The sequence below is a fragment of the Bordetella genomosp. 8 genome (assembly GCF_002119685.1).
Classification (GTDB): Bacteria; Pseudomonadota; Gammaproteobacteria; order Burkholderiales; family Burkholderiaceae_B; genus Bordetella_C.
This window is the reverse complement of sequence record NZ_CP021108.1, coordinates 3,504,882-3,531,484: the sequence shown is the minus strand read 5'-3', so window position 1 is coordinate 3,531,484 and position 26,603 is coordinate 3,504,882. Positions and strand designations below refer to the sequence as shown.

Below are 26,603 nucleotides of genomic sequence, written 5' to 3'. Positions count from 1 at the left end.
GCGTGGGGGCATTTTTTACCGCCCCGGCTTCAGCCGGCGAAGAACGCGAACCGGATGACGAACAGGGCGGCCACCAGCCAGGTGGCCGCGTGCACCTCGCGCGCCTTGCCCGTGAGCGTCTTGAGCACGACATAGCTGATGAAGCCGAAGGCCAGGCCGTTGGCCACCGAGTACGTGAAGGGCATCACCAGCGCCGTCAGGGCCGCGGGCGTGGCTTCCGACACTTCGTTCCAGTCGACTTCGATCAGTTCGCGCATCATCAGGCCGGCCACGTAGAGCAGGGCGGGCGCGGTGGCGTAGGCGGGCACCGATCCCGCCAGCGGCGAAATGAACAGGGCCGCAAGGAAGAGCAGGGCGACGACCACGGCGGTCAGGCCGGTGCGGCCGCCGGCCTGCACGCCGGACGCGCTTTCCACGTACGCGGTGGTGCTGCTGGTGCCGAGCGCGGAGCCCGCCACGATGGCCGCGCTGTCGGCGAACAGCGCGCGGCCCAGGTTGTTGGGCTTGCCTTCCGGGATCAGCCCGGCCCGCTTGGCCACGCCGATCAGCGTACCCGTGGCGTCGAACACTTCGACCAGCACGAAGACCAGGATGACATGGAAGAAGCCGCTGTTCAGCGCGCCGGCGACATCCAGCTGCATCAGGGTCGGCGTCAGGCTCGGCGGCGACGAGAACAGGCCATGGAAGCTGTTGTAGCCCAGCGCCATCGACAGCACCGTGACGACCAGGATGCCGATCAGGATGGCGCCGCGCACGCGCAGCGCATCCAGCGCGGCGATGATGAAGAAGCCCAGCACGGCGAACAGCGGTCCATGCGTGCGCAGGTCGCCCAGGCTGACCTTGGTGGCCGGGTTGGCCACCACGATGCCGGCGTTCGACAGGGCGATGATCGCCAGGAACAGGCCTATCCCCGCCGCGATGGCGCTGCGCAGGGATTGCGGGATGCCCTTGATCAGCCATCCGCGCACGCCGGTGACGGTCAACAGCAGGAAGATCAGGCCGGAGATGAATACCGCGCCCAGCGCCTGCTGCCAGGAGTAGCCCATGGCCTTGACCACGGTGAAGGCGAAGAAGGCGTTCAGGCCCATGCCGGGGGCCATGCCGATGGGCCAGTTGGCCAGCAGCCCCATGACCAGGGACCCCAGCGCGGCGGCCAGGCAGGTGGCGACGAACACGGCGTCGCGGTCCATGCCGGTGGTCGACAGGATGTCGGGATTGACGAAGATGATGTAGGACATCGTCAGGAACGTCGTCAGTCCCGCGACGACTTCCCCGCGTGTCGTCGTCCCATGTTCCGTCAGTCGGAATAGTCTCTCCAGCATTTGCTTCTCCCAGGCGGTCCCGTCGTCGTCGCGGGGGTTATCGGCCAAGGCGCGAACATACCATTTCCGACGGCGCAGTAAACTTGCGGCCATGATCATTCTCGGCTTTGAAAGCTCCTGCGACGAGACCGGCGTGGCCGCCGTCTGCACCGAACGCGGCTTGCTGGCGCATGCGTTGCACACGCAGATCGCCATGCATCAGGAATACGGTGGCGTGGTGCCCGAACTGGCGTCGCGCGACCACGTGCGGCGCGTGGTCCCGCTTACCCGCCAGGTCCTGCGGGAAGCCGGCCTTGCGGTATCGGATATCGACGCCGTCGCCTACACGGCCGGTCCGGGCCTGGCCGGCGCCCTGCTGGTGGGCGCCAGCGTGGCGCAGGCCTTCGCCTGGGCGCGCGACCTGCCGGCCATCGCCATCCATCATCTGGAAGGGCATCTGCTGTCGCCCCTGCTGGCGGATCCGCGTCCGGAGTTTCCCTTCGTGGCGCTGCTGGTATCGGGCGGGCACACCCAGTTGATGCGCGTGGACGGCGTGGGGCGCTACACCTTGCTGGGCGAGACGCTGGATGACGCGGCCGGCGAAGCCTTCGACAAGTCGGCGAAGCTGCTGGGCCTGGGTTACCCGGGCGGTCCGGCGCTGGCCAGCTTGGCGGAGCAGGGCGATCCGGCGCGTTTCGAGCTGCCGCGTCCCATGCTGCACAGCGGCGACCTGGATTTCAGCTTCAGCGGCCTGAAGACGGCGGTGTTGACGCGGGTCAAGGCCCTGCGGCAGGCCGGTGGCGAGCCGGACCCGGCCGCGATCGCGGACCTGGCCGCCGCCACGCAGGCCGCCATTGTCGACGTGCTGGCCGCCAAGGCGGCGAAAGCCTTGAAGGAAACCGGCCTGCGGCGCCTGGTGGTCGCGGGCGGCGTCGGGGCAAACAAGGCCCTGCGCGAGCGGCTGGCGGCCTCGCTGCCGCGCCTGAAGGCGCAGGCCTATTTCCCGCCGCTGTCGTTATGCACGGACAATGGCGCGATGATCGCATTCGCCGCCGGCGAGCGGGTCAAGGCGGGATTGGCGGTGCTGGACCGTGGCAGCCATGCGTTTACCGTACGGCCGCGCTGGGACCTGGAAGAGGTCTCCGTGGCGGCCTGACAACAGCCGCGCTCAGTTTTTCTTCTTTTGCCCGATCCGCGATTCCGTACCGTTCAGCAGGCGGCTGATGTTGGCCCGATGGCGCAGGATGAGCAGGACGCTGATGACCGTGATCGCCACCACCAGCGGCGGTTCGGCGTACCAGGCCAGGTTCGATCCGAACAGGTAATACACCGGCGCGAACACCGCCGCGACCAGCGCCGCCAGGGACGAATAGCGGAAGAACACCGCGATGATGATCCATGTCGCCACCGTGGCCAGCGCCAGCCAGGGGGAGACCGCGAACAGCACGCCCAAGGCCGTCGCCACCCCCTTGCCGCCCTGGAATTTCAGGAAGACGGGGTACAGGTGCCCCAGGAAAACCGCCACCGCCGACAGCGCGATCACGTTCCACGTCACGCCCACCGGGCTGCCGATGCGTTGCACCAGCCACACCGCGAACCAACCCTTGGCGGCATCTCCCAGCAGGGTGAGCGCGGCGGCCGTCTTGTTCCCGGAGCGCAGCACATTGGTCGCGCCGGGGTTGCCGGACCCATAGGTACGCGGATCCTGCATCCCCATCAGCCGGGTGACCACCACGGCGAAGGGGATGGAGCCGATCAGATAGGCCAGTACGACAAGCCCGACGTTGTAGGCGATGGGGTAGTGGGTCTGCAGCATGGGCCTTTACGCGAAGAGAAACAGGCGCGGATTCTACCGTGGTGCTGCCGCGCCGGCTGCCTACAGTACAATTCGACGCGACCCGCCGCCATAATTTTCTTTTCGACGCAGAATGCGGATTCTGGTTTCCAACGATGATGGTTATTCGGCGCCCGGCCTGCTGGCGCTCGTGGACGCCTTGCGGGGATTGGGCGACCTGACCGTGGTCGCGCCGGAGGTCAACCACAGCGGTGCCTCCAATTCCCTGACGTTGAGTCGTCCGCTGTCGGTACGCGAGGCCGCCAACGGTTTTCTCTACGTCAACGGCACGCCGTCCGATTGCGTACACGTCGCCCTCACGGGCGGCCTGGTGGACGCGCGTCCGGATCTGGTCGTCTCGGGCATCAACAACGGCGCCAACATGGGTGACGACACGCTGTACTCGGGCACCGTGGCCGCCGCCATCGAAGGCTATCTGTTCGGCATTCCTTCCATCGCGTTTTCCCTGCATGAAAAGGGCTGGGCCCACCTGGACGCCGCCGCCGCCATGGCGCGTCGGGTGGTCGAGCACCACATCGCCCATCCGCTGCCCGCGACGGTGCTGCTGAACGTGAATATTCCCAATCGGACCGAGCAGACCATGCAGGGCATGCGCGTGACGCGACTGGGCAAGCGCCATCCTTCCGAGCCCGTGGTGCGCACCACCACGCCTTACGGCGATACCGTCTACTGGATCGGGCCGGCCGGGCTCGCGGCGGATGCCGGCCCGGACACGGATTTTCATGCGGTGGCCGACGGCGCGGTATCGATCACGCCCCTGCGACTGGACCTGACGCACCAGGCGATGCTGCCTGAACTGCGCCACTGGGCGGAGCCTCTATGCGCAAAAGGGTAGACCCGGAACCGATTCCGCCCGCGAGCCCGCCCGTCAGGTCGCGCGCCGGCGGGTACCAGACCGGCAACCTCGGGCCCGGCTATACCGCCACCAACAGCAACACACGGATTTCCGCGGCGACGTTGCCGCGCACGCCGCCGACGCTACCCGGCGGCGCGCCGGCGATACCCAATACGGCCGGAAACCTGGGCCTGAATTCGGAACGCCTGCGCCGTGCGATGGTGCAGCGACTGCGCGACCAGGGCATTACCGACGATCGCGTGCTGAACGCCATGGACGCGGTGCCTCGCCACCTGTTCGTCGACCAGGCCCTGGCCAGCCGCGCCTATGAAGACGCGGCGTTGCCGATCGGGCATTCGCAGACGATTTCCCAACCTTGGGTGGTGGCGCGCATGATCGCCGCCGTGTGCGAAGATCGCGAGCCCACCCGCGTGCTGGAAGTCGGCGCGGGCTGTGGCTACCAGGCCGCGGTGCTGGCGCAATTCATCCGCGACGTGTACGCGATCGAACGCATACGCGGACTATACGAACTGGCGCGCGGCCACCTGCGGCAATTGCGTTTGACCACGCGCGTGCGCCTGACCTATGGCGACGGCATGCTGGGTTTGCCGAATACGGCGCCTTTCGATGCTATTGTGGTGGCCGCCGCCGGCCTGGCCATCCCGCAGGCCTTGTTGTCGCAGCTTGCGCCGGGCGGCCGGCTGATCGCGCCCGAAGGCGGTTCCGACCAGCGCCTGGTGCTGGTGGAGCGGACCGGGGCGTCCAGCTGGAAACGCGTGGAACTCGAAGCCGTTCGATTTGTCCCGCTAAGGGCCGGCATACAATCGTGAGCTACCAGGAGAATCATATGCTCGACGGGCAGTTGCAACTGACCGCCACCGAATTCCCGGGCGCGCCTGCCGCGCGCCCGTCCCGCGCCCTGTTCTGGGTGGGATTTGTCTGCCTGGTCCTGGCGGGCTGCGCCTCGCGCACCGAGCGCGCGCCGGTCGTCGACCTGAATACCACGCCCGCGCCGTCGACCCCGGCTGTCTCGGGGGCGACCTACGTGGTCAAGCCCGGTGACACGCTGTACGGCATTTCACGCGCCAATGGCGTCGACGTCGACAGCCTGAAGCGCTGGAACAACCTGGCCGATTCCAACCATCTGGCGGTGGGGCAGGTGTTGAAATTGTCCGCGCCGGCGGCAGGGGCGGCGACCCCCGCGGCGGGTGGCGGCAAGCCCGCGCCCGCCACGCCGGTCAAGCCGGCCGACACGCGCATCGAACCCACGCCGCTGCCGCCGCCGGGCGAGCAGCCGACGCAAGCCCCGCCCACGCAACAGCCGGCGACCACCACGCCGCCGGCAACGACGCCCGCGCCGGTGCCGGCCGAAACGCCCAAGCCGGCCCGCGCATCGGATGCAGGGGTGATCAACTGGGGCTGGCCCGCCCAGGGCCAGGTGATCGCGACCTTCAACAACAGCACCAAGGGCGTCGATATCGCCGGCAATCCCGGGGATCCAGTCGTGGCCGCCGCCGACGGCAAGGTGATGTACAGCGGCAACGGCGTGCGTGGCCTGGGCAATCTGATCATCGTCCAGCACACCAATGGCTTCATCACCGCCTATGCGCACAATCGCGCGCTGCTGGCCAAGAGCGGCCAGGAAGTGAAGAAGGGCGCCAAGATCGCGGAAATCGGCCAGACCGACGCCGCGTCGCCGCGCCTGCACTTCGAGATCCGCCGCCAGGGCACGCCGGTCGATCCCCTGCAATACCTGCCCCAGCGCTGATCATGACGCCCACCCTGGTCTTCGATCTGGAGACCCTGCCCGACGTGGCGGGGCTGCGCCGCCTGAATGGCTGGGGCGCCGACCTGCCCGACAGCGAAGTCGCCGAGCGCGCCTTCGCCGAACGGCGCGAGGCCACCGGCGGCAGCGATTTCCTGCCGCTGCATCTGCACCGCGTGGCCGTGATCGGTTGCGTCTTCCGCGACGACCAAGGCTTTCGGGTGCGTACGCTGGGCAAGCCGGACGACGACGAACCCGCGCTGCTGGCGGGCTTTTTCAAAACGATAGAGCGCTATACGCCCAAGCTGGTCAGCTGGAACGGTTCCGGTTTCGACCTGCCCGTGCTGCACTATCGCAGCCTGATCCACGGCGTGCCGGCGCCGCGCTATTGGGACCAGGGCGAAGACGACCGCGAATTCAAGTTCAACAACTACATCGGCCGCTACCACACCCGCCACGTCGACCTGATGGACGTGCTTGCCAAGTACAACGGCCGCGCCAACGCGCCGCTGGACCAACTGGCCAAGCTGTGCGGATTCCCGGGCAAGCTGGGCATGGATGGCGGCAAGGTCTGGGATGCCTGGAACCAGGGCAAGGCCGATGAAGTCCGCGCCTATTGCGAGACCGACGTGGTCAACACCTGGCTGGTGTACTGCCGCTGGCGTTTCCTGCGTGGCGAGCTCGATGCCGCTTCCTACCAGGAAGAAATCGACCTGGTGCGCGATACGCTCGCGGCCAGCCCGGCGCCGCATTGGAAGGAATACCTGGCGGCCTGGGACCAGGAGCGGGCGGCCCCCTGAGCCCGATCGGGCGCAATCGACTGAAACAGACAGGGCCACGCGCGAAACCGGCGCGTAATCGGACCCCCATGACAATGGTCTCGCACTCTCACTCCCTAGGAGACCTCTCATGTCCCGATTCGCCATTCGTCCCGTCGTCGCCAGCCTGGCGCTTGCCGTCGCTGCCGGTACTTTCGCCGGGGCTGCTTCCGCGGCGCCGGACGCTTCCTCGTCCGCGGCGCAGCCCAGCACGGCGCAGTCCGGCGCCAGCCATTCCGGCAAGAGCGCGGACGGCCGTCGCTTCCACCACATGCAAGACATGCGTGACGCCCTGTGGGTGCCTGGCGTGGGCCCGCTCGGCAAGAAGGAAGTCACGGCGCTGAAGCTGGATGCCAACCAGCAGGCGCTGTTCTCCGCCGCCCAGCAGGCGCAGCAGGACTTCGGCAAGTCCATGCGTGAGGGCATGGCCACCCGGCACCAGACGCTGGACCAGCAACTGCAGGCCGGCAAGCTCGATCCCCATGCCTTGGCCGACGCGCAGGCCCAGGCCCGGCAGCAGTACCAGGGGCGAGCCGATGAGGTCCGCCAGAAATGGCTGGCCGTGTGGGACAGCCTGAACGACGGCCAGCGCCAGCAGGTGACCCAGTTCGTCAAGGATCGCCAGGCGCGCATGCAGGAGCGCCGCGAGGAGCATCGCAAGGACGGCCGTCCGGGCGCCGAACGTCGCCCGGCCCCGGCCGCGCCGTCGACCTCCAGCTAAGCCCTTCCCGGGGGCGCCGGCTGCACCTTGGCCGGTCGTTCCTGGTGGCGGGTACCCGACGCCCGGATCCGTATGCACGGATCCGGGCGTTTCCCTTTCTTGGGGCGTCGCGCGCGCAGGCTTGCGGGGCGTGTTTCGCACTGTTGTGGTGCCGGTTTCAGTACCACACAACGTCCGTTTACGTATTCTTCAAGGTGTGAAAAGTTGGCACGGATTTCGCTTTGATGGGGGAGAAGCCGAGGAGGTGCGGCTATCCCGATGCAAATGGGGTTGGCCGCGGCGGTTTCGTAGTACCTGTCATTTCCCGCTGCGCCATGACCGGCGGGTTCGCCCGCCGGATCATGCCCATATACACGCATCACTGAGACTAGGATCCTTGCCATGAAGAAGACGCTGCGCGCAGTCCCCTTTGTACTTGCCACGTGTTTTGCCGGCGCGGCCCATGCCGACCCGACCGATCTGGGTGCCGGTTTCTCGCTGAGTGGCAACGCCACCATTACCAACGACTATCGTTTCCGTGGCTATTCGCAGACCGATTTCCGGCCGGCGGCTCAGTTGGGACTGGACCTGACGCACTCGTCGGGCTTCTACCTTGGCAACTGGAACTCGAATGTTTCCAGCACCCTGTACAACGAGGGCAACCTCGAAATGGACTTCTACGGCGGCTGGCGCGGAGAGGTCTACAACGGCTTCGGCATCGACGTCGGCGCGCTGCACTATTACTACCCGGGTTCGTCGTCTCCCAAGGGCGGCAACTACAACAATACCGACCTGTACATCGCCGGTACCTATGGCGGCTACTCCCTGAAGTACTCCTACACGCCCAGCGATTTCTTCAGCACGCCGAATTCGAAAGGGACGTGGTACCTGGATGCGTCGGCCACCTGGGACCTGGGCGACGGCTGGGGCCTGGTGGGCCACGTGGGCTACCAGAAGCTGAAGAACCAGGTCGATACGGATGGCGACGAGCTGGGCCACTACGTGGACTACAAGCTGGGCGTCACCAAGGACATCAAGGGCTGGGTGTTCGGCCTGGCCGCCGTCGGTGCGTCCAAGGACAACTGGTACAGCACCAAGTACGACCATCCCGCCGGCCGGCTGGGACTGGTCGCATCGATCTCCCGCACGTTCTGAGCGGGCGCGCCACCGGCGCGACCGTCGCATTGCATACAAAAGCGGCTTGACCGCGCTCCCAAGGGGAAACGTCCGCCATCCGGCGGACGTTTTTTTTTTCGCATGAAAGCCGCCCCAAGGCGAAAAGCTGCAGAACTTCTACAATGCCGGGCTGTTCTCATGAGATAGCCGATGTCCGAAGTCCTGAATATCGAATCCCTGGACCTGGAAGCCAGGGGTATCGCCCGCCGCGAAGGCAAGGTCGTATTCGTCGAAGGCGCGCTCCCCGGCGAGCGCGTCACCGGCGAAACCGTGCGCCGCAAGCCGTCCTACGATATCGCCCGCACGGTGGAGGTGCTGCGTCCCTCGTCCCAGCGCGTCACGCCGCGCTGTCCGCATTTCGGCGTCTGCGGCGGCTGTGCCATGCAGCACCTGGAGCCCTCGGCCCAGGTGGCGATCAAGCAGCGCTCGCTGGAAGACACGTTCTGGCATGTGGGTAAGCTGCGCCCGCAGCGCATCCTGCCGCCGCTGCATGGACCCACCTGGGGCTACCGTTTCCGCGCGCGGCTTTCCGTGCGCGTGGTGCCCAAGAAGGGGGGCGTCCTGGTCGGCTTCCACGAGCGCAAGAGCAGCTACGTCGCGGACATGCGGGAATGCCACGTCCTGCCGCCCCATGTGGCGCGTCTGCTCATGCCGCTGCGCGCGATGATCGGCGCCATGTCCGCGCCCGACCGCATGCCGCAGATCGAGGTGGCTGTGGGCGACGCCGCCACGGTGCTGGTACTGCGCCACCTGCTGCCCCTGACGCCGGGCGATATCGACATCCTGCGCGCCTTCGCCCGGGAAAACGGCGTGCAGTGGTGGCTGCAGCCCAAGGGGCCGGACACCTGTCATCCGCTCGAAAGGGAGCACGCCGAAACGCTGGCCTACACCTTGCCGGAGTTCGGCCTGCGCATGCCGTTCAAGCCCACCGATTTCACGCAGGTCAATCACGCCATCAACCGTGCGCTGGTGTCGCGCGCCTTGTCCTTGCTGGAAGCCCGGCCGGACGATCGTGTCGCCGACCTGTTCTGCGGGCTGGGCAATTTCACGCTGCCCCTGGCCACGCGGGCGCGTGAGGCAGTCGGCGTGGAAGGCAGCAAGGCCTTGACGGATAGGGCGCACGAAGCCGCGACGCGCAATGGCCTGGGCGACCGCGTGTCCTTCGCCACCCTGAATCTGTTCGAGGTCGACGTGCAGTGGCTGCGCGGCCTGGGCCATTTCGACCGCATGCTCATCGATCCGCCGCGCGAAGGCGCGCAGGCCGTCGCGCAAGCGTTGGCGCAACTGTCCGCCGCCGAACGGCCGCATCGCATCGTGTACGTGTCCTGCAACCCGGCCACGCTGGCGCGCGACGCCGCCATCATGGTGCACGAGGGCGGCTACAGCCTGCTGAGCGCCGGCGTCATCAATATGTTCCCGCACACGGGGCACGTGGAATCCATCGCCGTGTTCGAGTCGGGGGATGCGGCGGCCATCGAGGCGGCCCAGCGCCAGGCGGCGGAAAAACGCCAGGAAGCCGCACAGGCCGCGGGCGAAGAGAAGGCTGCCTGAGAGCAGCGGCCGGGCCAAACCGCAGGCCGCCTGAGCGGCAACCTGGACCAAACCGCAGGCCGCCTGAGCAGGGCCTGCTGCCAAACAAAAGGCCGGCTGATCGCCGGCCTTTGTTCGCTGCCCGCTGCCGGGCGCGTGGCGTCCGTGTATCAGGCGGACGTCTGCGCCAGCACCCGCTGCGCTTCTTCGCGCACGCGCTGCGGCGCGGTTCCGCCAATGTGATTGCGCGCCGCGACCGAGCCTTCCAGCGTCAGCACCTGGTGTACGTCGTCGCCGATGGACGCGTGGTAGGCCTGGAGTTCCTGCAGCGTCAGGTCGGCCAGGTCGCAGCCGCGCAGTTCGCAGTCGCGCACCGCATGGGCCACGACCTCATGCGCGTCGCGGAAGGGAATGCCGCGCTTGACCAGGTAATCGGCCAGATCGGTCGCGGTGGCGTAGCCCTGCAGCGCCGCGGCGCGCATGTTTTCCGCCTTGACCTTGATGCCGCCCGCCATGTCGGCGAAGATCGTCAAGGTGTCGCGCAGCGTGTCGGCCGTATCGAACAGGCCTTCCTTGTCTTCCTGGTTGTCCTTGTTGTAGGCCAGGGGCTGGCCTTTCATCAGGGTGAGCAGGGCCACCAGATGCCCATTGACCCGGCCGGTCTTGCCGCGCGCCAGTTCGGGGACGTCGGGATTTTTCTTCTGCGGCATGATGGAGCTGCCGGTGCAGAAGCGGTCGGCGAGGTCGATGAAGCCGACGCGCGGGCTCATCCACAGGACCAGCTCTTCCGAAAGACGCGACACGTGCGTCATCACCAGCGCGGCGGCGGCGCAGAATTCGATGGCGAAGTCGCGGTCCGACACGGCGTCCAGGGAATTGCGGCACACGCCATCGAAGCCCAGGGTGGCGGCGACGCGTTCCCGGTCGATGGGGAAGCTGGTGCCGGCCAGCGCCGCGGCGCCCAGGGGCAGGCGGTTCACGCGGCGGCGGCAGTCCTGCAGGCGTTCGGCGTCGCGGCCGAACATTTCGGCGTAGGCCAGCAGATGGTGGCCGAAGGTCACGGGCTGGGCCACCTGCAAATGGGTGAACCCGGGCATGATGGTGTCGGCATGCTCCAGCGCCACAGTGGCCAGGGCATGGCGCAATTGCCGCAGCAGGTCCAGCGCGACGTCGATTTCGCCGCGCAGCCAGAGGCGGATGTCGGTTGCCACCTGGTCGTTGCGCGAACGGCCGGTGTGCAACCGCTTGCCGGCGTCGCCCACCAGTTCCACCAGGCGCTTTTCGATGTTCAGGTGGACGTCTTCCAGGTCCAGCAGCCATTGGAAGCTGCCGGCGTCGATTTCCGACAGGATCTGCGCCATGCCGCGTTCGATGTCGGCCTTGTCCTGCGCGGAAATGATGCCCTGGGCGGCCAGCATGTCCGCATGGGCAAGAGAACCCTGGATATCGTGGCGCGCCAGGCGCTGGTCGAAATCCACGGACGCCGTATAGCGTTTGACGAGATCGGAGACCGGTTCGGAAAACCGGGCGGACCAGGCTTGCGCCTTGTTGGCGAACTGGTTCTGAGAGGGGGAGGAGGGCGTCGACATAGTGATGGGGATTATAGAGCCCGCCGTGCGGCCCGGTGTCATAATCGAACCGGCCTGGCCGCCCGATGGTGAGATAATCGGTATACGTTCCAACGGCTGTGCCGGCCGCCGCGCCGGCGTTCCGCCACCCTCTCTACGGAAGCAACTCCATGACCGCACCCCGCGTCGCGATCGCCCAGATCAATTCTTGTGTCGGAGACATCTGCGGAAATGCCGAACGCGTCCTGCAGGCGGCTCGCGAGGCGCACCGGATGGGCGCCGACATACTGCTGACGCCGGAACTCGTACTGACGGGCTATCCGCCGGAAGACCTGCTGCTGAGGCCGCAATTCGTCTGCGAGCAGCAGCAGCAACTGGATGAACTGCGCCGCGACCTGGCCGAGCTCAAGGGCCTGCACGTGGTCGTCGGCCACGTCGACGGCGACACCTGCGGCGCCAAGGCCTACGCCTTCGCGGACCGTACGGGCCGGCACGTGCTGTACAACGCGGCCTCGGTGCTGCTGGACGGCCGCGTGCTGGGCACCTACCGCAAGCGCGAACTGCCGAATTACTCCGTTTTCGATGAGCAGCGCTATTTCATTGCCGACGGCAAGCCGTTCACCTTCGACGTCAAGGGCGTGCGCTTCGGCGTGGTGATCTGCGAGGACATCTGGTTTCCGCATGCGCCGCAGGCGGCGCGCGAAGCCGGCAGCCAGGTGCTGCTGGTTCCCAATGCCTCGCCGTTCAACACCGGCAAGCAGGCGCAGCGCATGGAGGTCGTGGCCGAATGCGCGCGCCTGAGCGGCGGCGCGGTGATCTACGCCAACATGGTGGGCGGCCAGGACGAACTCGTCTTCGACGGCGCGTCCTTCGCGGTGGACGCGCAGGGGCAGCCGCGTGCGCGTCTGCCCGAGTTCGAGGCCTGCGTGCATGCCGTGGACGTGGGCGCGGACGGCAGCATCACCCCCGTGGATGCGCAGGCCGACCTGCGGCCCAGCGATCCGGAAGAGCAGGTCTGGAAAGCGCTCGTGGTTGGCGTGCGCGACTACCTGGGCAAGAACCGCTTTCCCGGCGCCATCATCGGCCTGTCCGGCGGCATCGATTCGGCGGTGGTGCTGGCCATCGCCGTCGACGCCCTGGGCGCCGACAACGTGCGCGCCGTCATGATGCCGTCGCGCTACACCGCCGATATTTCGCAGACGGACGCCGCCGACATGGCCAAGCGCCTGGGCGTGCGCTACGACGTGATCGCCATCGGTCCCGTCGTGGAAGGCTTCGAATCCGCGCTGGCGCCGCATTTCGCCGGCATGGCGCCGGACGCCACGGAAGAGAACATCCAGGCCCGCGTGCGCGGCACGCTGCTGATGGCGCTGTCGAACAAGACCGGGCGGCTGGTGCTGACCACCGGAAACAAGTCGGAGATGACCACCGGCTACTGCACGCTGTACGGCGACATGGCGGGCGGCTTCGCGGTGATCAAGGACGTACCGAAAACACTGGTCTACCGCCTGGCCAATTGGCGCAACCGCCAGAAGGAGGTCATTCCCGAGCGCATCATTACCCGGCCGCCTTCGGCCGAACTGCGGCCCGATCAGGTAGACCAGGACAGCCTGCCGCCCTACGACATCCTGGACGGCATCGTCGAGCGCTATATGGAGCGCAACCAGTCCGCCGCCGACATCGTGGCCGCCGGTTTCCCCGAGGACGCGGTCGAGCAGGTGGTGCGGCTGATCCGCGTCAGCGAATACAAGCGGCGCCAGGCACCCCCCGGACCCCGTATTACTCCCAGGGCGTTCGGCAGGGATTGGCGCTATCCTGTCACGAACGGCTTCCGGGAAACGACCTGACCCCCGCCACCCATTCGTCATAAATAAGAATCGAGGACTGCACGTGAAACTAGTTACCGCCATCATCAAGCCCTTCAAGCTGGACGAAGTCCGCGAAGCCCTGGCCGACGTCGGCGTCAGCGGGCTGACCGTGACGGAAGTCAAGGGTTTCGGCCGCCAGAAGGGGCATACCGAGCTCTATCGCGGCGCCGAATACGTCGTCGATTTCCTGCCCAAGATCCGTGTCGAGGTCGTCCTGCCGGACGAGATGGTGGATAACGCCATCGAAGCCATCGTCAAGGCCTCGCGCACGGGCAAGATCGGCGACGGCAAGATTTTCGTGACCGCGGTCGAACAGGCCATCCGGATTCGCACGGGCGAATCCGACAACGACGCCCTGTAGTTGCAGGGATACGGGAGTACCTCACATGGTTGACCTTGCCAGGATAGGCGCCGATCGGGCCGTGCGGGAGTTGTCCGGATGGTCCGCCGTCGCCGGTCGCGACGCCATCGCCAAGACCTTCGTGTTCGGCGATTTCGACGCCGCCTTCGCTTTCATGGCGCGCGTGGCGCTGATGGCGGCCAAGATGGACCATCATCCCGAATGGTCCAATATCTACAACCGGGTCGAAGTGGTGCTGGCCACGCATGACGCCGGCGGCGTGACGTCGCAGGACGTACAGATGGCGCGCTTCATGGACCTGCTGGTGGGGTCGTGACGTCCCGGCAAGGCGGGCGCTAGCGCTTGTCGTCGCGGGCCTGGTGCAGGGCCGCGTACTCCTTGAAAATCGATTCCGTGATGTTCTGCCGCGCATGTTCGCGGCGCTCTATCATGCCCACGGCCCGGACCACCGGGCCGATATCTTCCGGCAGGTCCCATACGCGCAGGTCCGGCGCCGTGCGCCACTGCGCCCACATCAGTTGCGGCAGCAGGCTGACGCCGACTTCCTGGCGCACCAGCTCCACCACGGTTTCGATGGCGTTCAATTCCAGGAAGTCGTGCACATGCACGTTCATCCGCCGCAGCACGCGGTCGATCTGCAGGCCGGTGCGCTGGGTACGGTCGAAGCGCAGGAAGGGGTTGCGTTCCAGCAGCTCGCGCACGGTCTGGCCGGCCGCCGTGGGCGACGCGAGCGCCACCAGCGGTTCTTCATGCAGCGGGGTCCAGCGCATGCTGGCCATGCGGCGGCCCGATTCCACCACGAAGGCCGCATCCAGGTCGCCGCTTTCCACCTTGCTGGCCAGCTCGCCGGATTTGCCGGTGAACAGGCGCACGTCCAGGCTGTCGTGCCGGCGCTTGAGCTGGGACACGACCTTGGACAAGGCGCCCATGCAGGACACGATGGCGCCGAAGGCCACCGAGCCGGCCAACTGCCCTGGGCCGGGCTTTTGCGGCAGGCGCATGCGGTCGTACAGGTCGAGCAGTTGCTTGACTTCGGGCAGCAGTTCCCGGCCGGCGGCGTTCAGCAGGGCCAGCCGGCCGCTGCGGTCGAACAGCTCGCGGCCCAGGTCTTCTTCCAGCGCCCGCATCTGGAAGCTGACGGCCGCCTGGGTCAGCGCGACGCGCTCGGCGGCTTCGGAAAAGGAGCCATAGCGGGCGACCGCCATGAAAGTGCGGAGGAAACGGACGGTGCTCATGGTTGCGGTGCCGGTGATGCCGCGGTCGCCCTAGGGTATGCCCTGAGACACCGTTCGACCGGTGTCGCGACGCACGAGCGGAGCCATCGACTCATAAAAAAATCTTTTGTGACTCGAAAAAAATTCAAATTGATCTAATTAAACCACGCGTGTACCTTGCACGGTTTGCGTCCCCGCCGTTCTACCGAGCCATCGCCGACACCATGAAGAGCTTCCTCTGGGAAAACCCGTATCCGACCATCCGCGCGCCGCAGTTCGCGCGCAATTTCGTGTCCACCTCGCATCCGCTGGCCGCGCAGGCCGGGCTGCGCATGCTGCTCAAGGGCGGCAGCGCGGTGGATGCCGCCATCGCCGCGGCCGCGACGATCACGCTGACGGAGCCGGTGTCCTGCGGACTCGGCAGCGACTGCTTCGCCATCGTGTGGGATGGCAAGCAGCTGCAGGGCTTGAATTCCTCGGGCGTCGCGCCGGCCGCGTGGAGCGTGGACTACTTCAAGAATAAGTACGGCACGGGCGCCAACGGCCTAGCGAATCAGCCCAAGCGCGGCTGGGATAGCGTGACCGTTCCGGGCGCCGTGGCGGGCTGGGCGGCCTTGCACGAGAAGTTCGGCAAGCTGCCCTTCGAGCAGCTGTTCGAACCGGCCATCGAAATCGCCGAGCGCGGCTACGCCGTGCCGCCTATCGTCGGCCGCAAGTGGGCCGCCGCCGTGCCGGAGCTGAAGGACCAGCCCGGCTTCGCGCAGACCTTCATGCCGAACGGCCGCGCGCCGCAGGTCGGCGAGCATTTCCGCATTCCGGATGCCGCCTGGACGCTGCGCCGCATCGCCGCCAGCAAGGGCCGCGACTACTACGAAGGCGAGATCGCCGAAAAACTGATCGCCTTCAGCAAGGAGTGCGGCGGGGCGATGACGCTGGACGACCTGCGCAACTACAAGCCCGATTGGGTCAAGCCGATTTCGCGCTCCTACCGCGGCTACGAATTGCACGAGATCCCGCCGAACGGGCAGGGCATCGCCGCGCTGATCGCGCTGGGCATCCTGGACAAGTTCGACGTCGCCGGCCTGGGTGTGGATACGGTCCGGTCGCAGCATCTGCAGATCGAAGCCATGAAGCTGGCGTTCGCCGATCTGTACAAGTACGTGGGCGACCCGCGCAGCATGGAGGTCACCCCCGAGCAGATGCTGGACGACGCCTACCTGGCGTCGCGCGCCAAGCTGATCAGCATGGACCGCGCCACGCATTTCTCCGCGGGCCGTCCCCATGCGGGCGGCACCATCTATATGACGGCCGCCGACGAAAGCGGCATGATGATTTCCTTCATCATGTCCAACTACATGGGCTTCGGCTCGGGCGTGGTGGTGCCGGGCACCGGCATCAGCCTGCAGAACCGCGGCGTCGGCTTCTCGATGGATCCCAAGGCCGCCAACGTGGTCAAGGGCGGCCATCGTCCCTTCCACACCATCATCCCCGGTTTCCTGACGCGCGGCGGCAAGCCGGTCATGAGCTTCGGCGTCATGGGTGGCGACATGCAACCGCAGGGCCACCTGCAAACCGTGGTGCGCATGTTGGACTATCATCAGAACCCGCAGGCGGCGTGCGACGCGCCGCGCTGGAAGGTCAACCGCGACTTCACCGTGGATCTGGAAGCCACGATGCCCGCCAGCACGATGGAAGGGCTCAAGAGCCTGGGCCACCAGCTGAAGAGCGTCAACGACCCCTACATGGATTTCGGTTCCGGCCAGTTCATCTGGCGCATGTCGGAAGACGACAACGAACTCGGCTACGTCGCCGCCAGCGACAGCCGGCGGGATGGACAGGCGGTGGGTTTCTGATCGTATGCATGCATGTGCACTGACAAGGGGATTGCAATGAAGAAACTGGGTTCCGTGATCAGCGCCGCCGTGCTGGCGCTGGCGGCCGGGTCCGCGGTGGCGCAGGAACTGCGCATCGGCCTGCAAGAAGATCCGGACGTGCTGGATCCCGCGCGCGCCCGCACCTATGTGGGCCGCATCGTGTTCACGTCGCTGTGCGACAAGCTGGTGGACATCGATCCCAAGCTGCACATCGTGCCGCAGCTGGCGACGTCCTGGACCTGGAACGCCGACAACACCGAGCTGACCATGAAACTGCGCGGCGACGCGCTGTTCCATGACGGCAGCAAGTTCGACGCGGCGGCGGCCAAGGCCAACCTGGACCGCGCCCGCACGCTGCCCGACAGCTTCCGCAAGGGCGAACTGGCGTCCGTGCAGGACGTGCAGGCGCCGGACGCGCAGACGCTGGTGCTCAAGCTGAAGCAGCCGGACGCGACCCTGCTGTACCAGCTGACCGACCGCGCCGGCATGATGATGTCGCCGGCCATCTTCAACGACAAGGACACCAACGCCGTGGGCCGCAAGCCCATCTGCTCCGGACCCTACAAGTTCGTCGAACGGGTGCAGAACGACCGCATCGTCCTGGAGAAATTCGACAAGTACTACGACGCCAAGTCGTACCAGTTCAGCAAGATCACTTTCCTGCCGATTCCGGATACCACCGTGCGCCTGCAGAACCTGCGCTCGGGCGGCCTGGACATCCTGGAGCGCCTGAATCCGTCGGATGCGCCGGACGTCAAGAAGGACGGCAACCTGCATTTTTCATCGGTGGCGGGGCTGGGCTTCCAGGAAATCGTGTTCAACCAGAACAACGGCGAACGGGCCAAGAACAATCCCTTCCGCGATGAGCGCGTGCGCCAGGCCTTGAGCCTGTCGATCGACCGCGACGCCATCAACGAAGTGATCGGCGGCGGCATCTACGAACCGGCCAACCAGGCCTTCCCGCCGGCGAGCCCGTATCACAGCGATAAGTTCCCGGTGCCCAAGCGCGACGTGGCCAAGGCCAAGGCGCTGCTCAAGCAGGCAGGGCTGACGCAGGTGAAGGCGGAACTGGCCTTCGGCAACAACACCACGACGGCGGCGATCGCCGAAATGATGCAGGCCATGGCGCGCGAAGCCGGCATCGAACTGAGCCTGCGGCCCACCGACTACGCGGCGCTGCTGACGCAGATGCGCGGCGGCAACTTCGAGGTGGCGCTGCGGGGCTGGTCCGGCCGGCCCGATCCGGACGGCAACGTCTATCCCTTCATCACCTGCAAGGGTGCGCTGAACGACGGGGAATACTGCAATCCCAAGGTGGACGAGTTCCTGAACGAGGCGCGCAAGGTGCCCGACGAAGCCAAGCGCAAGGCCCTGTACGAGCAGGCCGAGGCCATTATCCAGAAGGAAATGCCCGACGCCTTCCTGTACTTCCAGCCATGGCCGTTCGCCATGCAGAAGAAGGTCAAGGGCTTCCTGCCTTATCCTGACGGCATGATCCGCCTGAAGGGCGTCACCTTCTCGAACTAAGGCGCTTCCGGCTCTGGCCGAGCGGGGTTTCCGGGACGTCCTGTCCCGGCGCTTCGCTCTTTATGTTTTCGGCGGTTTTTCTTCATGTTCAAACTTATCCTGCGCCGTGTGCTGGTGGCGATTCCGACGCTGATCCTGGTGTCGATGATCGTCTTCCTGCTCCAGAAGCTACTGCCCGGCGACCCGGTACTGACCCTGGCGGGCGAAGAACGCGATCCCGCCGTGCTGGATTACCTGCGCGACAAATACCATCTGGACGATCCCTTGCCCGTGCAGTACGTGGCCTGGGTCAAGCAGGTCGCCACCGGTGACCTGGGCAAGTCCCTGCGCACCGACGTGCCCGTGACGTCGCTCATCGCGCAGAAGCTGCCGGTGACGCTGCAGCTGGCCGCGATGGCCATGATCATCGCGCTGCTGGTGGGCATCCCGATGGGCATCCTGGCGGCGGTCAAGAAAGGCAAGTTATTGGAGTACGGCGCCAATGTGGCGGCCCTGTCGGGCATGTCCATACCCAATTTCTGGCTGGGCATCATCCTGATCATGGTGGTGTCGGTGCAGCTGCGCTGGCTGCCGGCGTCGGGCTATGTCTCGCCATCCGAGAACTTCTGGCTGTCCATGAAGACCATGATCATGCCGGCCATCGTGCTGTCGACGGCGCTGGCCGCCTACCTGATGCGGCACACGCGGTCGGCCATGCTGGAAGCGCTGGGCGCCGACTACGTGCGCACCGCGCGCGCCAAGGGCGTGTCGCCGCGCAAGGTGGTGCTGCGCCACGCCTTGCGCAATGCGCTGATGCCCATCGTGACCCTGGTCACGCTGCTGTTCGGTGAATTGATGGCCGGCGCGGTGCTGACCGAGCAGGTGTTCACGATTCCCGGCTTCGGCAAGCTGGTGGTCGACGCCGTGTTCAACCGCGACTACGCGGTGGTGCAGGGCGTGGTGCTTTGCGTGGCGGTCGGCTTCATCGTGATGAACCTGGTGGCCGATATCCTGTACATCGTCGTCAATCCCCGTCTGAGGCACTCATGAGCGCTACACCTGCCGCCATCGCCGGCGGCGCGACGCCCAGGCGCACCAACCGGGCCTGGGCCAAATTCCGCCGCAACCGCATCGCCATGATAGGCGCGGCCATCGTGCTGTTCTTCGTCGTCGTGGCGATCCTCGCGCCGCTGCTGGCCAACCACGATCCTTTCCAGACCAGCTTCACGACCATCCGCAAGCCGCCGTCGGCGAACTTCTGGCTGGGCACCGATGAGCTGGGCCGCGACATCTATACGCGCATGCTGTTCGGCGCGCGCGCATCGCTGATGGCGGGTTTGGCCTCCGTGCTGATCGCCATGATCGTCGGCGTGCCGTTCGGCCTGTTGTCCGGCTACTTCGGCGGCTGGGTGGACAGCTCGATTTCGCGCGTGACCGAGGCGCTGCTGGCGATCCCCTTCCTGATCCTGGCAATCGCGCTGGCCGCCTTCCTGGGCCCCAGCCTGATCAATGCGATGCTGGCCATCGGCGTGTCGGCCGCGCCCAAGTTCGTGCGCCTGGCGCGCGGACAGGTGCTGGCGGTCAAGAACGAAGACTACGTGGCCAGCGCGCGGGCGCTGGGGGCGTCGGATACGCGCATCATCGTGCGCCACATCCTGCCCAACATCATGCCGCCGCTGATCGTGCAGGCCACCATCACCATCGCCACGGCCATCATCGCCGAGGCCAGCCTGTCCTTCCTGGGCCTGGGCTTGCAGCCGCCCAATCCGTCCTGGGGTTCGATGCTCAACACGGCCAAGAACTTCATGACGCAGGCGCCATGGATGTCGATTTTCCCCGGCTCCGCCATCTTCCTGGCGGTGCTGGGTTTCAACCTGTTGGGCGATGGCTTGCGCGACGCCCTGGACCCGCGTCAGGAGAAGTGAGCGCGATGCAAGCGATGGAATCGAACCGCGTCGTTGACGTCAACGACCTGACCGTGCGCTTCAAGACCCACGACCGCACCGTCGAAGCCGTGCGCAACGTGTCCTTCCACGTCGATCGCGGCGAAACGTTGGCCATCGTCGGCGAATCCGGGTCGGGCAAGTCGGTGACCTCGCTGGCGCTGATGCGGCTGGTCGAATACGGTGGCGGCAGGATCGTCAACGGCTCGATCCGGCTGCGCCGCCGCAACGGCGAGATGCTGGACATGACGGGTGCCGACGAAGCGACGCTGCAGCGCGTGCGCGGCGCCGACGTCGCCATGATCTTCCAGGAGCCGATGACGTCGCTGAACCCCAGTTTCACGGCCGGCGTGCAGATCGCCGAGGCCCTGCGGCTGCATCAGGGCCTGGACGCCGCGGAAGCCCGCGCCGAGACGCTGCGCATGCTGGAGCGCGTGCGCATTCCGGAAGCCAAGTCCGTGCTGGACCGCTATCCGCACCAATTGTCCGGCGGCATGCGCCAGCGCGTGATGATCGCCATGGCGCTGTCATGCAAGCCGCAACTGCTGATCGCCGATGAGCCCACCACCGCGCTGGACGTCACCATCCAGGCGCAGATCCTGCAGTTGATACGCCAGCTGCAGGAAGAGATGAACATGGGCGTGATCTTCATCACGCACGACATGGGCGTGGTGGCGGAAGTGGCCGACCGCGTGCTGGTCATGTACCGCGGCGACAAGGTGGAAGAGGGCGGTTCGGACGAAGTCTTTGCCCATCCGCGCCATGCGTATACGCGGGCGCTGCTGTCGGCGGTGCCGCGCCTGGGCGCCATGCACGGCACGGACGAACCGGCGCCGTTCCCCTTGCTGACCGTCAGCGACGTCGAGCAGGGCCAGTCGACGCCCGCGCCCGAGCGCCGCGTGGTGGAAAGCACGGTGCGGCGGGAAAACGGCCCGGTGCTGAAGGTGCGCGACCTGGTCACGCGCTACGACATCGCTGGCGGCATCCTGGGGCGCGTGCAGCGCCGGGTGCACGCGGTGGAAAAGGTCAGCTTCGATCTCTACCCGGGCGAGACGCTCTCGCTGGTGGGGGAATCGGGCTGCGGCAAGACCACGACCGGTCGCTCGCTGTTGCAGTTGGTGCACAGCCAGGGCGGCACCATCGAGTTCGACGGACGCAACATCGGCGCGCTGCGCGGCGCGGCCATGCAGACCCTGCGCCGGCACATCCAATTCATTTTCCAGGATCCCTTCGGTTCGCTCGATCCGCGCATGACGGTGGGCGATTCCATCATGGAGCCGCTGCTGATCCACGGCGTGGCCAGGGGCGCGAAGGCGCAGGAGCGCGTGCGCTGGCTGATGGACAAGTGCGGGCTGGTGCCCGAAATGATAGGCCGCTATCCGCACGAGTTCTCCGGTGGCCAGCGCCAGCGGGTGTGCATTGCGCGGGCCCTGGCGCTGAATCCCAAGGTGGTGATCGCCGACGAATCGGTGTCGGCGCTGGACGTCTCGATCCAGGCGCAGATCGTCAACCTGCTGCTGGACCTGCAACGCGAGCTGGGCGTGTCTTTCCTGTTCATCTCGCACGATATGGCGGTGGTCGAACGCGTCAGCCATCGGGTGGCGGTGATGTACCTGGGGCAGATCGTCGAGATCGGTCCGCGCCGGGCCATCTTCGAGAATCCGCAGCACCCGTACACCAGGAAGCTGATGGCGGCGGTGCCGATCGCCGATCCGCAGCGGCGCCATCGCCAGCGTTCGCTGCTGGTCGACGAGATCCCCAGCCCGGTGCGCAAGGTGGGCGACGAGCCCGTGGTCGCGCCGCTGGTCGAGGTGTCGCCCGGCCACTTCGTGGCGCGGCATGCGGTCGGAGCCTATCCCGCCATGTAGGCGGGGTGTGGCGCCGGCCCGGCCGCGGCCGGCGCGGGGGCGTCGCGCCCCGGCATGGCGGGAACATTGGGCAGCGACCACGCCGGATTCGGTTCGACCCGATAACCCATGGCCTCGATGCGCTTGAGCAGCGGCTTGAGCGTGGCCAGGGACGTGGCGACGGCGTGGTCGACTTGCTGGAAGCCGGTGTCGGGCCGGGGCATGAAAAAGATGATCGGGTAATCGATGGCGCCGAAGGCATAGCCGCCATAGTCGGCGTGCATGACCACGTCTCCCCCCGGCGCCTGGCAGGCGCGGTTCAGCTGCTGCCGCACGCGCAGGACAGCATGTGAAATATTGCCCAGGTGCGGGTCGCCCAGCAACGCCGCCATGCGTGCCGGTTCCAGCACCGGCGGCAGGATGAGCCCGGCCTGCAGCGCGCGGCTTGCCACCAACCCGTCCGGGCGCCGCGAAGCCGGCGCGGTCAGCGTGGCGTTCAGCGGCGCCTGCCTGTCGTTGATGCCAGGCGACCGCAGGGTGCCGTGGGGAAACAGGCACCACAAATCGTAGTCGCCGCAAACCGCCGACCTGAAGCCGGCCGCGCCATGGGTGGCGGCGAGCCGCCGCCCCGGGTTGGCCAGGCCCTGCACCGGCTCCAGCCCCGCGGTTTGCATGCCAGGCTGGGCCCGGCCTTCATGGCCGCCGGTGGTCCCGGCGGCGGGCCTGGGATAGCAGATGGCCCAGTGGCGGCAGTCGAGCTGCTTGACGAGTACGAAGGTGTGCGGCGCGTGCCCCGCGCCGGGCGCGGCCTGGACGGTCAGCAGGCGGCCGCCATGCCCGCGTACGGTGAACTTTCCCAGCCTGCGCAGGGTTTCCATCCGTGCCGACGAGATGACCAGCGGCGTGGGCCGCGCGCCCGCGCGCAGGGCATCGGCGACGGCCAGGCGCTGTTTGTCCAGCGCCTGGCTGGCCTTGGTGAACCGGTGGTCGGCGGGCACGAAGCCCGCCATCGGCCCCCAGTCGCAGGTCTTGGCCTTGATGTGATAACCCTTGGCCGCATAGCCTTCGAGCAACAGGTCGGTGCACAAGGGGTTGAGCCCGCGCGAGGAAATCACCATGCGGTTCGCGCGGCTGACCTCTTTGAAGGCTTCGATATGGACGGCCGGAAAGCCGGCGGTGGCGTCGTACTGGGTCGGAGTAGGCATGAGGCGAGAAAGTGGGCGCGGCTCATCGCCCGCGCCCCTGGCTGCCGGGGCGGGAGAAATGGCTGACGCGATCAGGTCCGGCCTACATGCTCGGGTAAAAGCCCGGCGCTATGAATCAGAATTTTCCTTGCATCATTTCCCGGCCTTCCGACGGCGATGGGCCGGCTACAGCGCCTGGACGGCGCGCTGGGCATCTTCCAGGGCACGGCTGCGTTGGTCCGCCCCCATTTGCAGGCCTTCGGCGACGATGACCTCGGGCTGGGTGATGCCGATGAAGCCGAATACCGTGCGCAGGTAGGACTCGGCATGCTCGGCCGCCGCCGCGGGCGATTCCGGACCATAGGCGCCGCCGCGCGCCAGCGCCAGGATGACGCGCTTGCCGCCGGCCAGGCCTTTGACCCCGTCCGCGCCATAGGCGAAGGTCTGGCCGGGCACCAGCAGACGATCGATCCAGGCTTTCAATTGGCTGGGAATGGTGAAGTTGTACATGGGCGCACCCACCACGACGATGTCGGCCGCCAGGAATTCGTCCAGCACCGCCTGGCTGGAAGCGACGGCACGCGCGCTGTCGGGCGTCGACACCACCATGGGGTGGCTGGAAGGCAGGGTGGCCAGGGACAGATGGGGGAGTGGGTCGGCGTGGAGGTCGCGGCGCGTGATTTCCAGGTCGGGTATCGTATGGCGCAGCCGCTGTACGATGGCATCCGACAGCGTACGGCTGACGGACTGAGGCGCGGTGATGCTGGCGTCGATGTGCAGAAGCTTCATGATGCGGCGTAATCCATGGTTTCGGTGGCCGCATGTTCGGCCTCCGGGCCTGGCGCCACAAGAAGGCACTTTTTTTATACCGAGGTACATGGATGTGACCGACCCCACTGCTGATCATGATCCCAAGGTTTGCGAGAAGATCTCCGGCGTGCTGTCGCGCGTCGCCGACCGCTGGTCCATGCGCGTCATGGGATGCTTGCGTAATGGGCCGCGCCGGTTCAGCGAAATCAAGCGCATCACCGACAGTATTTCGCAGCGCATGTTGACCTTGACCCTGCGCAACCTGGAACGCGACGGCCTGCTCAAGCGGACGGTGTTTCCCGAGGTCCCGCCGCGTGTGGAGTACCAATTGACCGAAATGGGCGCATCCATGCTGGCGTCCATCGATCCGCTGGGCAGCTGGACGATCAACCATCTCGATGAGATCGAGGCGGCGCGCAGCGATTTCGACCAGCGCGGAACCGACGACGCCAGCCCCGACTCCGCGTCGGAGGCCTACGTGTCCAGGGTGCATCGCATCCAGTGACCCGCGCATGGCGGTATCATGCCGGGCTTCACAGGCGGACAAGACATCCATGGCATTGCGCGCGACCATCTACAAGGCGGACCTGAACATCGCGGACAACGATCGCCGGTATTACGGCAGCCATGCCGTCACCGTCGCCCGGCATCCGTCGGAAACCGATGAGCGCATGATGGTGCGCATGCTGGCCTATGCCTTGAACGCCGATGAATCGCTGGCCTTCACCAAAGGCCTGAGCGAAACGGATGAGCCCGACGTCTGGCGCAAGGACCTGACCGGCGCCATCGAGTTGTGGATAGAAGTCGGGCAGCCCGACGAGCGCCGTATCCTCAAGGCCTGCGGGCGCTCGGCGCAGGTGCTGGTCTATTGCTACGGCGGCCATGCCAGCCAGATCTGGTGGGACGGCATACGCGACCGCGTCTCGCGCGCGCGCAACCTGAAGGTGATCAATCTGCCGGCGCAGCAGACGCAGGCGCTGGGCGAACTGGCCGAGCGCACCATGTCGCTGGACCTGAACGTGCAGGATGGCGAGGTCTACGTGACCGCCGCCGCCGGCAGCGTGGTCGTCGTGCCGGAGACCTGGCGCGAGTGACCGCAGGCTGGAATAGGAGGGATTCCGGCCCTTTGTTCCCCTGCTAGCGACCGGCCCGGGCGGCGCTATGATCCGCCCATTGCAGAGCACGCTGGCGCCCCTGCCCATGCAGCGGGCGCGAATCGGCCGTGCCTTCCGTGTAAAGGATCGGGTATGGGCAATTTCGGTTTGCAGGACATCGCCAACGCCACCGTCGGCTTGTTGAACGGGCGTCCGCAGGACAAGGCCGCCGATCATGGCGCGTCCGGCGATGGCGGGGTGGCCGGCGGCTTCGACCGGTTGTTCAAGCATGCGGCCGGCAGCGGCGCGGCGAACGGGGCCGCGTCATCAGGCGCGTCGGGCGCGGCCGGCTCGGGCAACCGGTACAGCATGGCCGACCCCGAGCAATGGGCGGCGGCGCACGGCGCTCCCGCCGGCGGCCCCGGCGCCAAGTCCGCCGCGGCACAACAGTTGTCCGACTATCTGTCCATGCCCTTGAGCAAGCGCATGTTCTACATGATGCTGGCCAGCATGGGGATCAGCCAGGAACAGTACGACGCGATGTCGCCGGAAGACCAGGCGAAGGTGGCGGCGCAGGTCGCGCAGCGGTTGAAGGAAAACGCCGAAGCGGGAAGTGCCACGTCGCAGCCGCAGCCGCAGCCGCAAGTGCGGCAGGGCGGGGACGCCGACGCCGCAAGCGCCGCATCGCAGCCGCGGGCGCGGCGCGACGAGGATGCGGCAACCGCGGGCGTTTGACTTTCGCTAGGCGGGCCGGCGATCGCCGGCCTTGTCCCAGAACCCGGGCATGAACCCTTCCGCCACCAGCAAGGGCTGTCCGTGGCGCCAGAACACCGACCGCCGTGCCAGGATGCGCGGTTCGCGGGACGCCTCGCGGGATCCTGTCTCGGCGACGACCGCGCGCGCGGTGGCGTAGAAGGGCACGCCCGGCGCCAGGCGGCGGCATTCGAAGGCCGTGCGGCGCACGGTGCGGTCGTGGTACAGCATATCGGCCAGCGGCCGGGTGCGCAGGCGGCGCATGCCCTGCCATATGCCGCGCGAGGCCTCCAGCGGGGTCAGGCTGCGCGCGGCCACGGCGTCGATGCCATCGACCGACATCAGGACTTCGCGCACCCAGACCATCGCGCCGGGGCGCAGCCGCATGGCCAGCGCTTCGTCAGCGGGCGCGGCCTGCGCGTACTCGGCCAGCACACGCAGGCGGAATTCGCCCAACTGGCGCAGGCCGGCGGTCAATGCGCCGGGGCGGAACAGCCAGAATTTCTGGGTGGAGGTGCAGGAGGGTAGGGGGAGCGGCGTCCAGCCGCGACTGCCGGGGTGAGGAATCTTCATGGCGACGTATTATCCCGCAAGCGCGTTG

26 protein-coding genes are annotated in these 26,603 nt (G+C 66.9%); 19 read left to right on the top strand and 7 right to left on the bottom strand.

Features of this window, described 5'->3' with window-relative positions:
* Positions 1-29: 29 nt before the first annotated feature.
* Positions 30-1,322, bottom strand: coding sequence for an NCS2 family permease (locus tag CAL12_RS16000; RefSeq protein WP_086065545.1), 1,293 nt, complete (start codon positions 1,320-1,322; stop codon positions 30-32).
* 91 nt (positions 1,323-1,413) lie between these two features.
* On the opposite strand from CAL12_RS16000, the gene tsaD reads away from it, so the two are divergent.
* Positions 1,414-2,457, top strand: coding sequence for a tRNA (adenosine(37)-N6)-threonylcarbamoyltransferase complex transferase subunit TsaD (gene tsaD, locus CAL12_RS15995; RefSeq protein WP_086065544.1), 1,044 nt, complete (start codon positions 1,414-1,416; stop codon positions 2,455-2,457).
* Between the two features lie 12 nt (positions 2,458-2,469).
* On the opposite strand, the gene plsY is transcribed toward tsaD, so the two are convergent.
* A complete protein-coding gene (gene plsY / locus CAL12_RS15990) occupies positions 2,470-3,117 on the bottom strand; it encodes a glycerol-3-phosphate 1-O-acyltransferase PlsY (protein WP_086065543.1) in 648 nt (215 codons plus the stop codon).
* A 112-nt stretch (positions 3,118-3,229) separates the two neighbouring features.
* Here plsY and surE point away from each other — a divergent pair, with 112 nt between their 5' ends.
* The 7 genes from surE to rlmD all read left to right on the top strand — a co-directional run bounded on the left by surE (position 3,230) and on the right by rlmD (position 10,001).
* Complete coding sequence (surE, locus tag CAL12_RS15985) at positions 3,230-3,991, top strand: 5'/3'-nucleotidase SurE (RefSeq protein ID WP_086065542.1); 762 nt, start codon at positions 3,230-3,232, stop codon at positions 3,989-3,991.
* Positions 3,976-4,821: a protein-L-isoaspartate(D-aspartate) O-methyltransferase gene (locus CAL12_RS15980; protein ID WP_086065541.1), complete on the top strand. Its 846-nt coding sequence runs from the start codon at positions 3,976-3,978 to the stop codon at positions 4,819-4,821. Before surE ends, CAL12_RS15980 begins: the two co-directional genes overlap by 16 nt.
* A gap of 17 nt (positions 4,822-4,838) precedes the next feature.
* Entirely contained in the window at positions 4,839-5,759 is a 921-nt protein-coding gene (locus CAL12_RS15975; RefSeq protein ID WP_086065540.1) for a peptidoglycan DD-metalloendopeptidase family protein, read from the top strand.
* A 2-nt stretch (positions 5,760-5,761) separates the two neighbouring features.
* The gene (locus CAL12_RS15970; protein ID WP_086065539.1) at positions 5,762-6,556 is read left to right on the top strand and encodes a 3'-5' exonuclease; all 795 of its coding nucleotides are present in this window, start codon (positions 5,762-5,764) and stop codon (positions 6,554-6,556) included.
* A 109-nt stretch (positions 6,557-6,665) separates the two neighbouring features.
* On the top strand, positions 6,666-7,295 hold the full coding sequence (locus tag CAL12_RS15965; protein WP_086065538.1) for a hypothetical protein: 630 nt from the start codon (positions 6,666-6,668) through the stop codon (positions 7,293-7,295).
* 381 nt (positions 7,296-7,676) lie between these two features.
* Complete coding sequence (locus tag CAL12_RS15960) at positions 7,677-8,429, top strand: TorF family putative porin (RefSeq protein WP_086065537.1); 753 nt, start codon at positions 7,677-7,679, stop codon at positions 8,427-8,429.
* 171 nt (positions 8,430-8,600) lie between these two features.
* A complete protein-coding gene (rlmD, locus tag CAL12_RS15955; RefSeq protein WP_086065536.1) occupies positions 8,601-10,001 on the top strand; it encodes a 23S rRNA (uracil(1939)-C(5))-methyltransferase RlmD in 1,401 nt (466 codons plus the stop codon).
* Between the two features lie 149 nt (positions 10,002-10,150).
* On the opposite strand, the gene argH is transcribed toward rlmD, so the two are convergent.
* On the bottom strand, positions 10,151-11,569 hold the full coding sequence (argH, locus tag CAL12_RS15950; RefSeq protein WP_086065535.1) for an argininosuccinate lyase: 1,419 nt from the start codon (positions 11,567-11,569) through the stop codon (positions 10,151-10,153).
* A gap of 149 nt (positions 11,570-11,718) precedes the next feature.
* On the opposite strand from argH, the gene CAL12_RS15945 reads away from it, so the two are divergent.
* From CAL12_RS15945 to CAL12_RS15935, 3 genes are read left to right on the top strand one after another with little or no spacing between them, the layout of a single operon-like run.
* Positions 11,719-13,395, top strand: coding sequence for an NAD+ synthase (locus tag CAL12_RS15945; RefSeq protein ID WP_086065534.1), 1,677 nt, complete (start codon positions 11,719-11,721; stop codon positions 13,393-13,395).
* A gap of 43 nt (positions 13,396-13,438) precedes the next feature.
* A complete protein-coding gene (locus tag CAL12_RS15940; protein ID WP_086065533.1) occupies positions 13,439-13,777 on the top strand; it encodes a P-II family nitrogen regulator in 339 nt (112 codons plus the stop codon).
* 25 nt (positions 13,778-13,802) lie between these two features.
* The gene (locus CAL12_RS15935; protein WP_086065532.1) at positions 13,803-14,093 is read left to right on the top strand and encodes a 4a-hydroxytetrahydrobiopterin dehydratase; all 291 of its coding nucleotides are present in this window, start codon (positions 13,803-13,805) and stop codon (positions 14,091-14,093) included.
* A gap of 19 nt (positions 14,094-14,112) precedes the next feature.
* On the opposite strand, the gene CAL12_RS15930 is transcribed toward CAL12_RS15935, so the two are convergent.
* Positions 14,113-15,012, bottom strand: coding sequence for a LysR family transcriptional regulator (locus CAL12_RS15930; RefSeq protein WP_086065531.1), 900 nt, complete (start codon positions 15,010-15,012; stop codon positions 14,113-14,115).
* Between the two features lie 203 nt (positions 15,013-15,215).
* Here CAL12_RS15930 and CAL12_RS15925 point away from each other — a divergent pair, with 203 nt between their 5' ends.
* From CAL12_RS15925 to CAL12_RS15905, 5 genes are all read left to right on the top strand, one after another.
* The gene (locus CAL12_RS15925) at positions 15,216-16,844 is read left to right on the top strand and encodes a gamma-glutamyltransferase family protein (RefSeq protein ID WP_086065530.1); all 1,629 of its coding nucleotides are present in this window, start codon (positions 15,216-15,218) and stop codon (positions 16,842-16,844) included.
* Between the two features lie 36 nt (positions 16,845-16,880).
* On the top strand, positions 16,881-18,392 hold the full coding sequence (locus tag CAL12_RS15920; RefSeq protein ID WP_086065529.1) for an ABC transporter substrate-binding protein: 1,512 nt from the start codon (positions 16,881-16,883) through the stop codon (positions 18,390-18,392).
* An 84-nt stretch (positions 18,393-18,476) separates the two neighbouring features.
* Positions 18,477-19,421, top strand: a complete 945-nt coding sequence (locus tag CAL12_RS15915; protein ID WP_086065528.1) for an ABC transporter permease — start codon at positions 18,477-18,479, stop codon at positions 19,419-19,421.
* Entirely contained in the window at positions 19,418-20,296 is an 879-nt protein-coding gene (locus CAL12_RS15910) for an ABC transporter permease (protein WP_086065527.1), read from the top strand. The genes CAL12_RS15915 and CAL12_RS15910 overlap by 4 nt, the downstream gene beginning before the upstream one ends.
* Before the next feature lie 14 nt (positions 20,297-20,310).
* Positions 20,311-22,182, top strand: coding sequence for a dipeptide ABC transporter ATP-binding protein (locus tag CAL12_RS15905; RefSeq protein WP_086067924.1), 1,872 nt, complete (start codon positions 20,311-20,313; stop codon positions 22,180-22,182).
* On the opposite strand, the gene CAL12_RS15900 is transcribed toward CAL12_RS15905, so the two are convergent.
* The gene (locus CAL12_RS15900) at positions 22,167-23,366 is read right to left on the bottom strand and encodes an anthrax toxin-like adenylyl cyclase domain-containing protein (protein WP_086065526.1); all 1,200 of its coding nucleotides are present in this window, start codon (positions 23,364-23,366) and stop codon (positions 22,167-22,169) included. The two genes, CAL12_RS15905 and CAL12_RS15900, sit on opposite strands and share 16 nt — an antisense overlap.
* A 165-nt stretch (positions 23,367-23,531) precedes the next feature.
* Complete coding sequence (locus tag CAL12_RS15895; RefSeq protein ID WP_086065525.1) at positions 23,532-24,134, bottom strand: FMN-dependent NADH-azoreductase; 603 nt, start codon at positions 24,132-24,134, stop codon at positions 23,532-23,534.
* Positions 24,135-24,222: 88 nt separating this feature from the next.
* On the opposite strand from CAL12_RS15895, the gene CAL12_RS15890 reads away from it, so the two are divergent.
* The 3 genes from CAL12_RS15890 (at position 24,223) to CAL12_RS15880 (ending at position 25,984) form a co-directional block, all read left to right on the top strand.
* Positions 24,223-24,660, top strand: coding sequence for a winged helix-turn-helix transcriptional regulator (locus CAL12_RS15890; RefSeq protein WP_086065524.1), 438 nt, complete (start codon positions 24,223-24,225; stop codon positions 24,658-24,660).
* A gap of 49 nt (positions 24,661-24,709) precedes the next feature.
* Complete coding sequence (locus tag CAL12_RS15885; protein ID WP_086065523.1) at positions 24,710-25,249, top strand: YaeQ family protein; 540 nt, start codon at positions 24,710-24,712, stop codon at positions 25,247-25,249.
* A gap of 153 nt (positions 25,250-25,402) precedes the next feature.
* Positions 25,403-25,984 (top strand): hypothetical protein, encoded by a 582-nt coding sequence (locus tag CAL12_RS15880; RefSeq protein WP_086065522.1) that lies wholly within the window; start codon positions 25,403-25,405, stop codon positions 25,982-25,984.
* A 6-nt stretch (positions 25,985-25,990) separates the two neighbouring features.
* On the opposite strand, the gene CAL12_RS15875 is transcribed toward CAL12_RS15880, so the two are convergent.
* Positions 25,991-26,575: a chorismate--pyruvate lyase family protein gene (locus tag CAL12_RS15875; RefSeq protein ID WP_086065521.1), complete on the bottom strand. Its 585-nt coding sequence runs from the start codon at positions 26,573-26,575 to the stop codon at positions 25,991-25,993.
* Between the last annotated feature and the right edge of the window lie 28 nt (positions 26,576-26,603).

Bases quoted from the DNA above. Each gene is read 5' to 3' on its own strand.
- CAL12_RS16000 (WP_086065545.1), bottom strand. From the start codon at position 1,322: ATGCTGGAGAGACTATTCCGACTGACGGAACATGGGACGACGACACGC.
- tsaD (WP_086065544.1), top strand. From the start codon at position 1,414: ATGATCATTCTCGGCTTTGAAAGCTCCTGCGACGAGACCGGCGTGGCC.
- plsY (WP_086065543.1), bottom strand. From the start codon at position 3,117: ATGCTGCAGACCCACTACCCCATCGCCTACAACGTCGGGCTTGTCGTA.
- surE (WP_086065542.1), top strand. From the start codon at position 3,230: ATGCGGATTCTGGTTTCCAACGATGATGGTTATTCGGCGCCCGGCCTG.
- CAL12_RS15980 (WP_086065541.1), top strand. From the start codon at position 3,976: ATGCGCAAAAGGGTAGACCCGGAACCGATTCCGCCCGCGAGCCCGCCC.
- CAL12_RS15975 (WP_086065540.1), top strand. From the start codon at position 4,839: ATGCTCGACGGGCAGTTGCAACTGACCGCCACCGAATTCCCGGGCGCG.
- CAL12_RS15970 (WP_086065539.1), top strand. From the start codon at position 5,762: ATGACGCCCACCCTGGTCTTCGATCTGGAGACCCTGCCCGACGTGGCG.
- CAL12_RS15965 (WP_086065538.1), top strand. From the start codon at position 6,666: ATGTCCCGATTCGCCATTCGTCCCGTCGTCGCCAGCCTGGCGCTTGCC.
- CAL12_RS15960 (WP_086065537.1), top strand. From the start codon at position 7,677: ATGAAGAAGACGCTGCGCGCAGTCCCCTTTGTACTTGCCACGTGTTTT.
- rlmD (WP_086065536.1), top strand. From the start codon at position 8,601: ATGTCCGAAGTCCTGAATATCGAATCCCTGGACCTGGAAGCCAGGGGT.
- argH (WP_086065535.1), bottom strand. From the start codon at position 11,569: ATGTCGACGCCCTCCTCCCCCTCTCAGAACCAGTTCGCCAACAAGGCG.
- CAL12_RS15945 (WP_086065534.1), top strand. From the start codon at position 11,719: ATGACCGCACCCCGCGTCGCGATCGCCCAGATCAATTCTTGTGTCGGA.
- CAL12_RS15935 (WP_086065532.1), top strand. From the start codon at position 13,803: ATGGTTGACCTTGCCAGGATAGGCGCCGATCGGGCCGTGCGGGAGTTG.
- CAL12_RS15930 (WP_086065531.1), bottom strand. From the start codon at position 15,012: ATGAGCACCGTCCGTTTCCTCCGCACTTTCATGGCGGTCGCCCGCTAT.
- CAL12_RS15925 (WP_086065530.1), top strand. From the start codon at position 15,216: ATGAAGAGCTTCCTCTGGGAAAACCCGTATCCGACCATCCGCGCGCCG.
- CAL12_RS15920 (WP_086065529.1), top strand. From the start codon at position 16,881: ATGAAGAAACTGGGTTCCGTGATCAGCGCCGCCGTGCTGGCGCTGGCG.
- CAL12_RS15915 (WP_086065528.1), top strand. From the start codon at position 18,477: ATGTTCAAACTTATCCTGCGCCGTGTGCTGGTGGCGATTCCGACGCTG.
- CAL12_RS15910 (WP_086065527.1), top strand. From the start codon at position 19,418: ATGAGCGCTACACCTGCCGCCATCGCCGGCGGCGCGACGCCCAGGCGC.
- CAL12_RS15905 (WP_086067924.1), top strand. From the start codon at position 20,311: ATGGAATCGAACCGCGTCGTTGACGTCAACGACCTGACCGTGCGCTTC.
- CAL12_RS15900 (WP_086065526.1), bottom strand. From the start codon at position 23,366: ATGCCTACTCCGACCCAGTACGACGCCACCGCCGGCTTTCCGGCCGTC.
- CAL12_RS15895 (WP_086065525.1), bottom strand. From the start codon at position 24,134: ATGAAGCTTCTGCACATCGACGCCAGCATCACCGCGCCTCAGTCCGTC.
- CAL12_RS15890 (WP_086065524.1), top strand. From the start codon at position 24,223: ATGGATGTGACCGACCCCACTGCTGATCATGATCCCAAGGTTTGCGAG.
- CAL12_RS15885 (WP_086065523.1), top strand. From the start codon at position 24,710: ATGGCATTGCGCGCGACCATCTACAAGGCGGACCTGAACATCGCGGAC.
- CAL12_RS15880 (WP_086065522.1), top strand. From the start codon at position 25,403: ATGGGCAATTTCGGTTTGCAGGACATCGCCAACGCCACCGTCGGCTTG.
- CAL12_RS15875 (WP_086065521.1), bottom strand. From the start codon at position 26,575: ATGAAGATTCCTCACCCCGGCAGTCGCGGCTGGACGCCGCTCCCCCTA.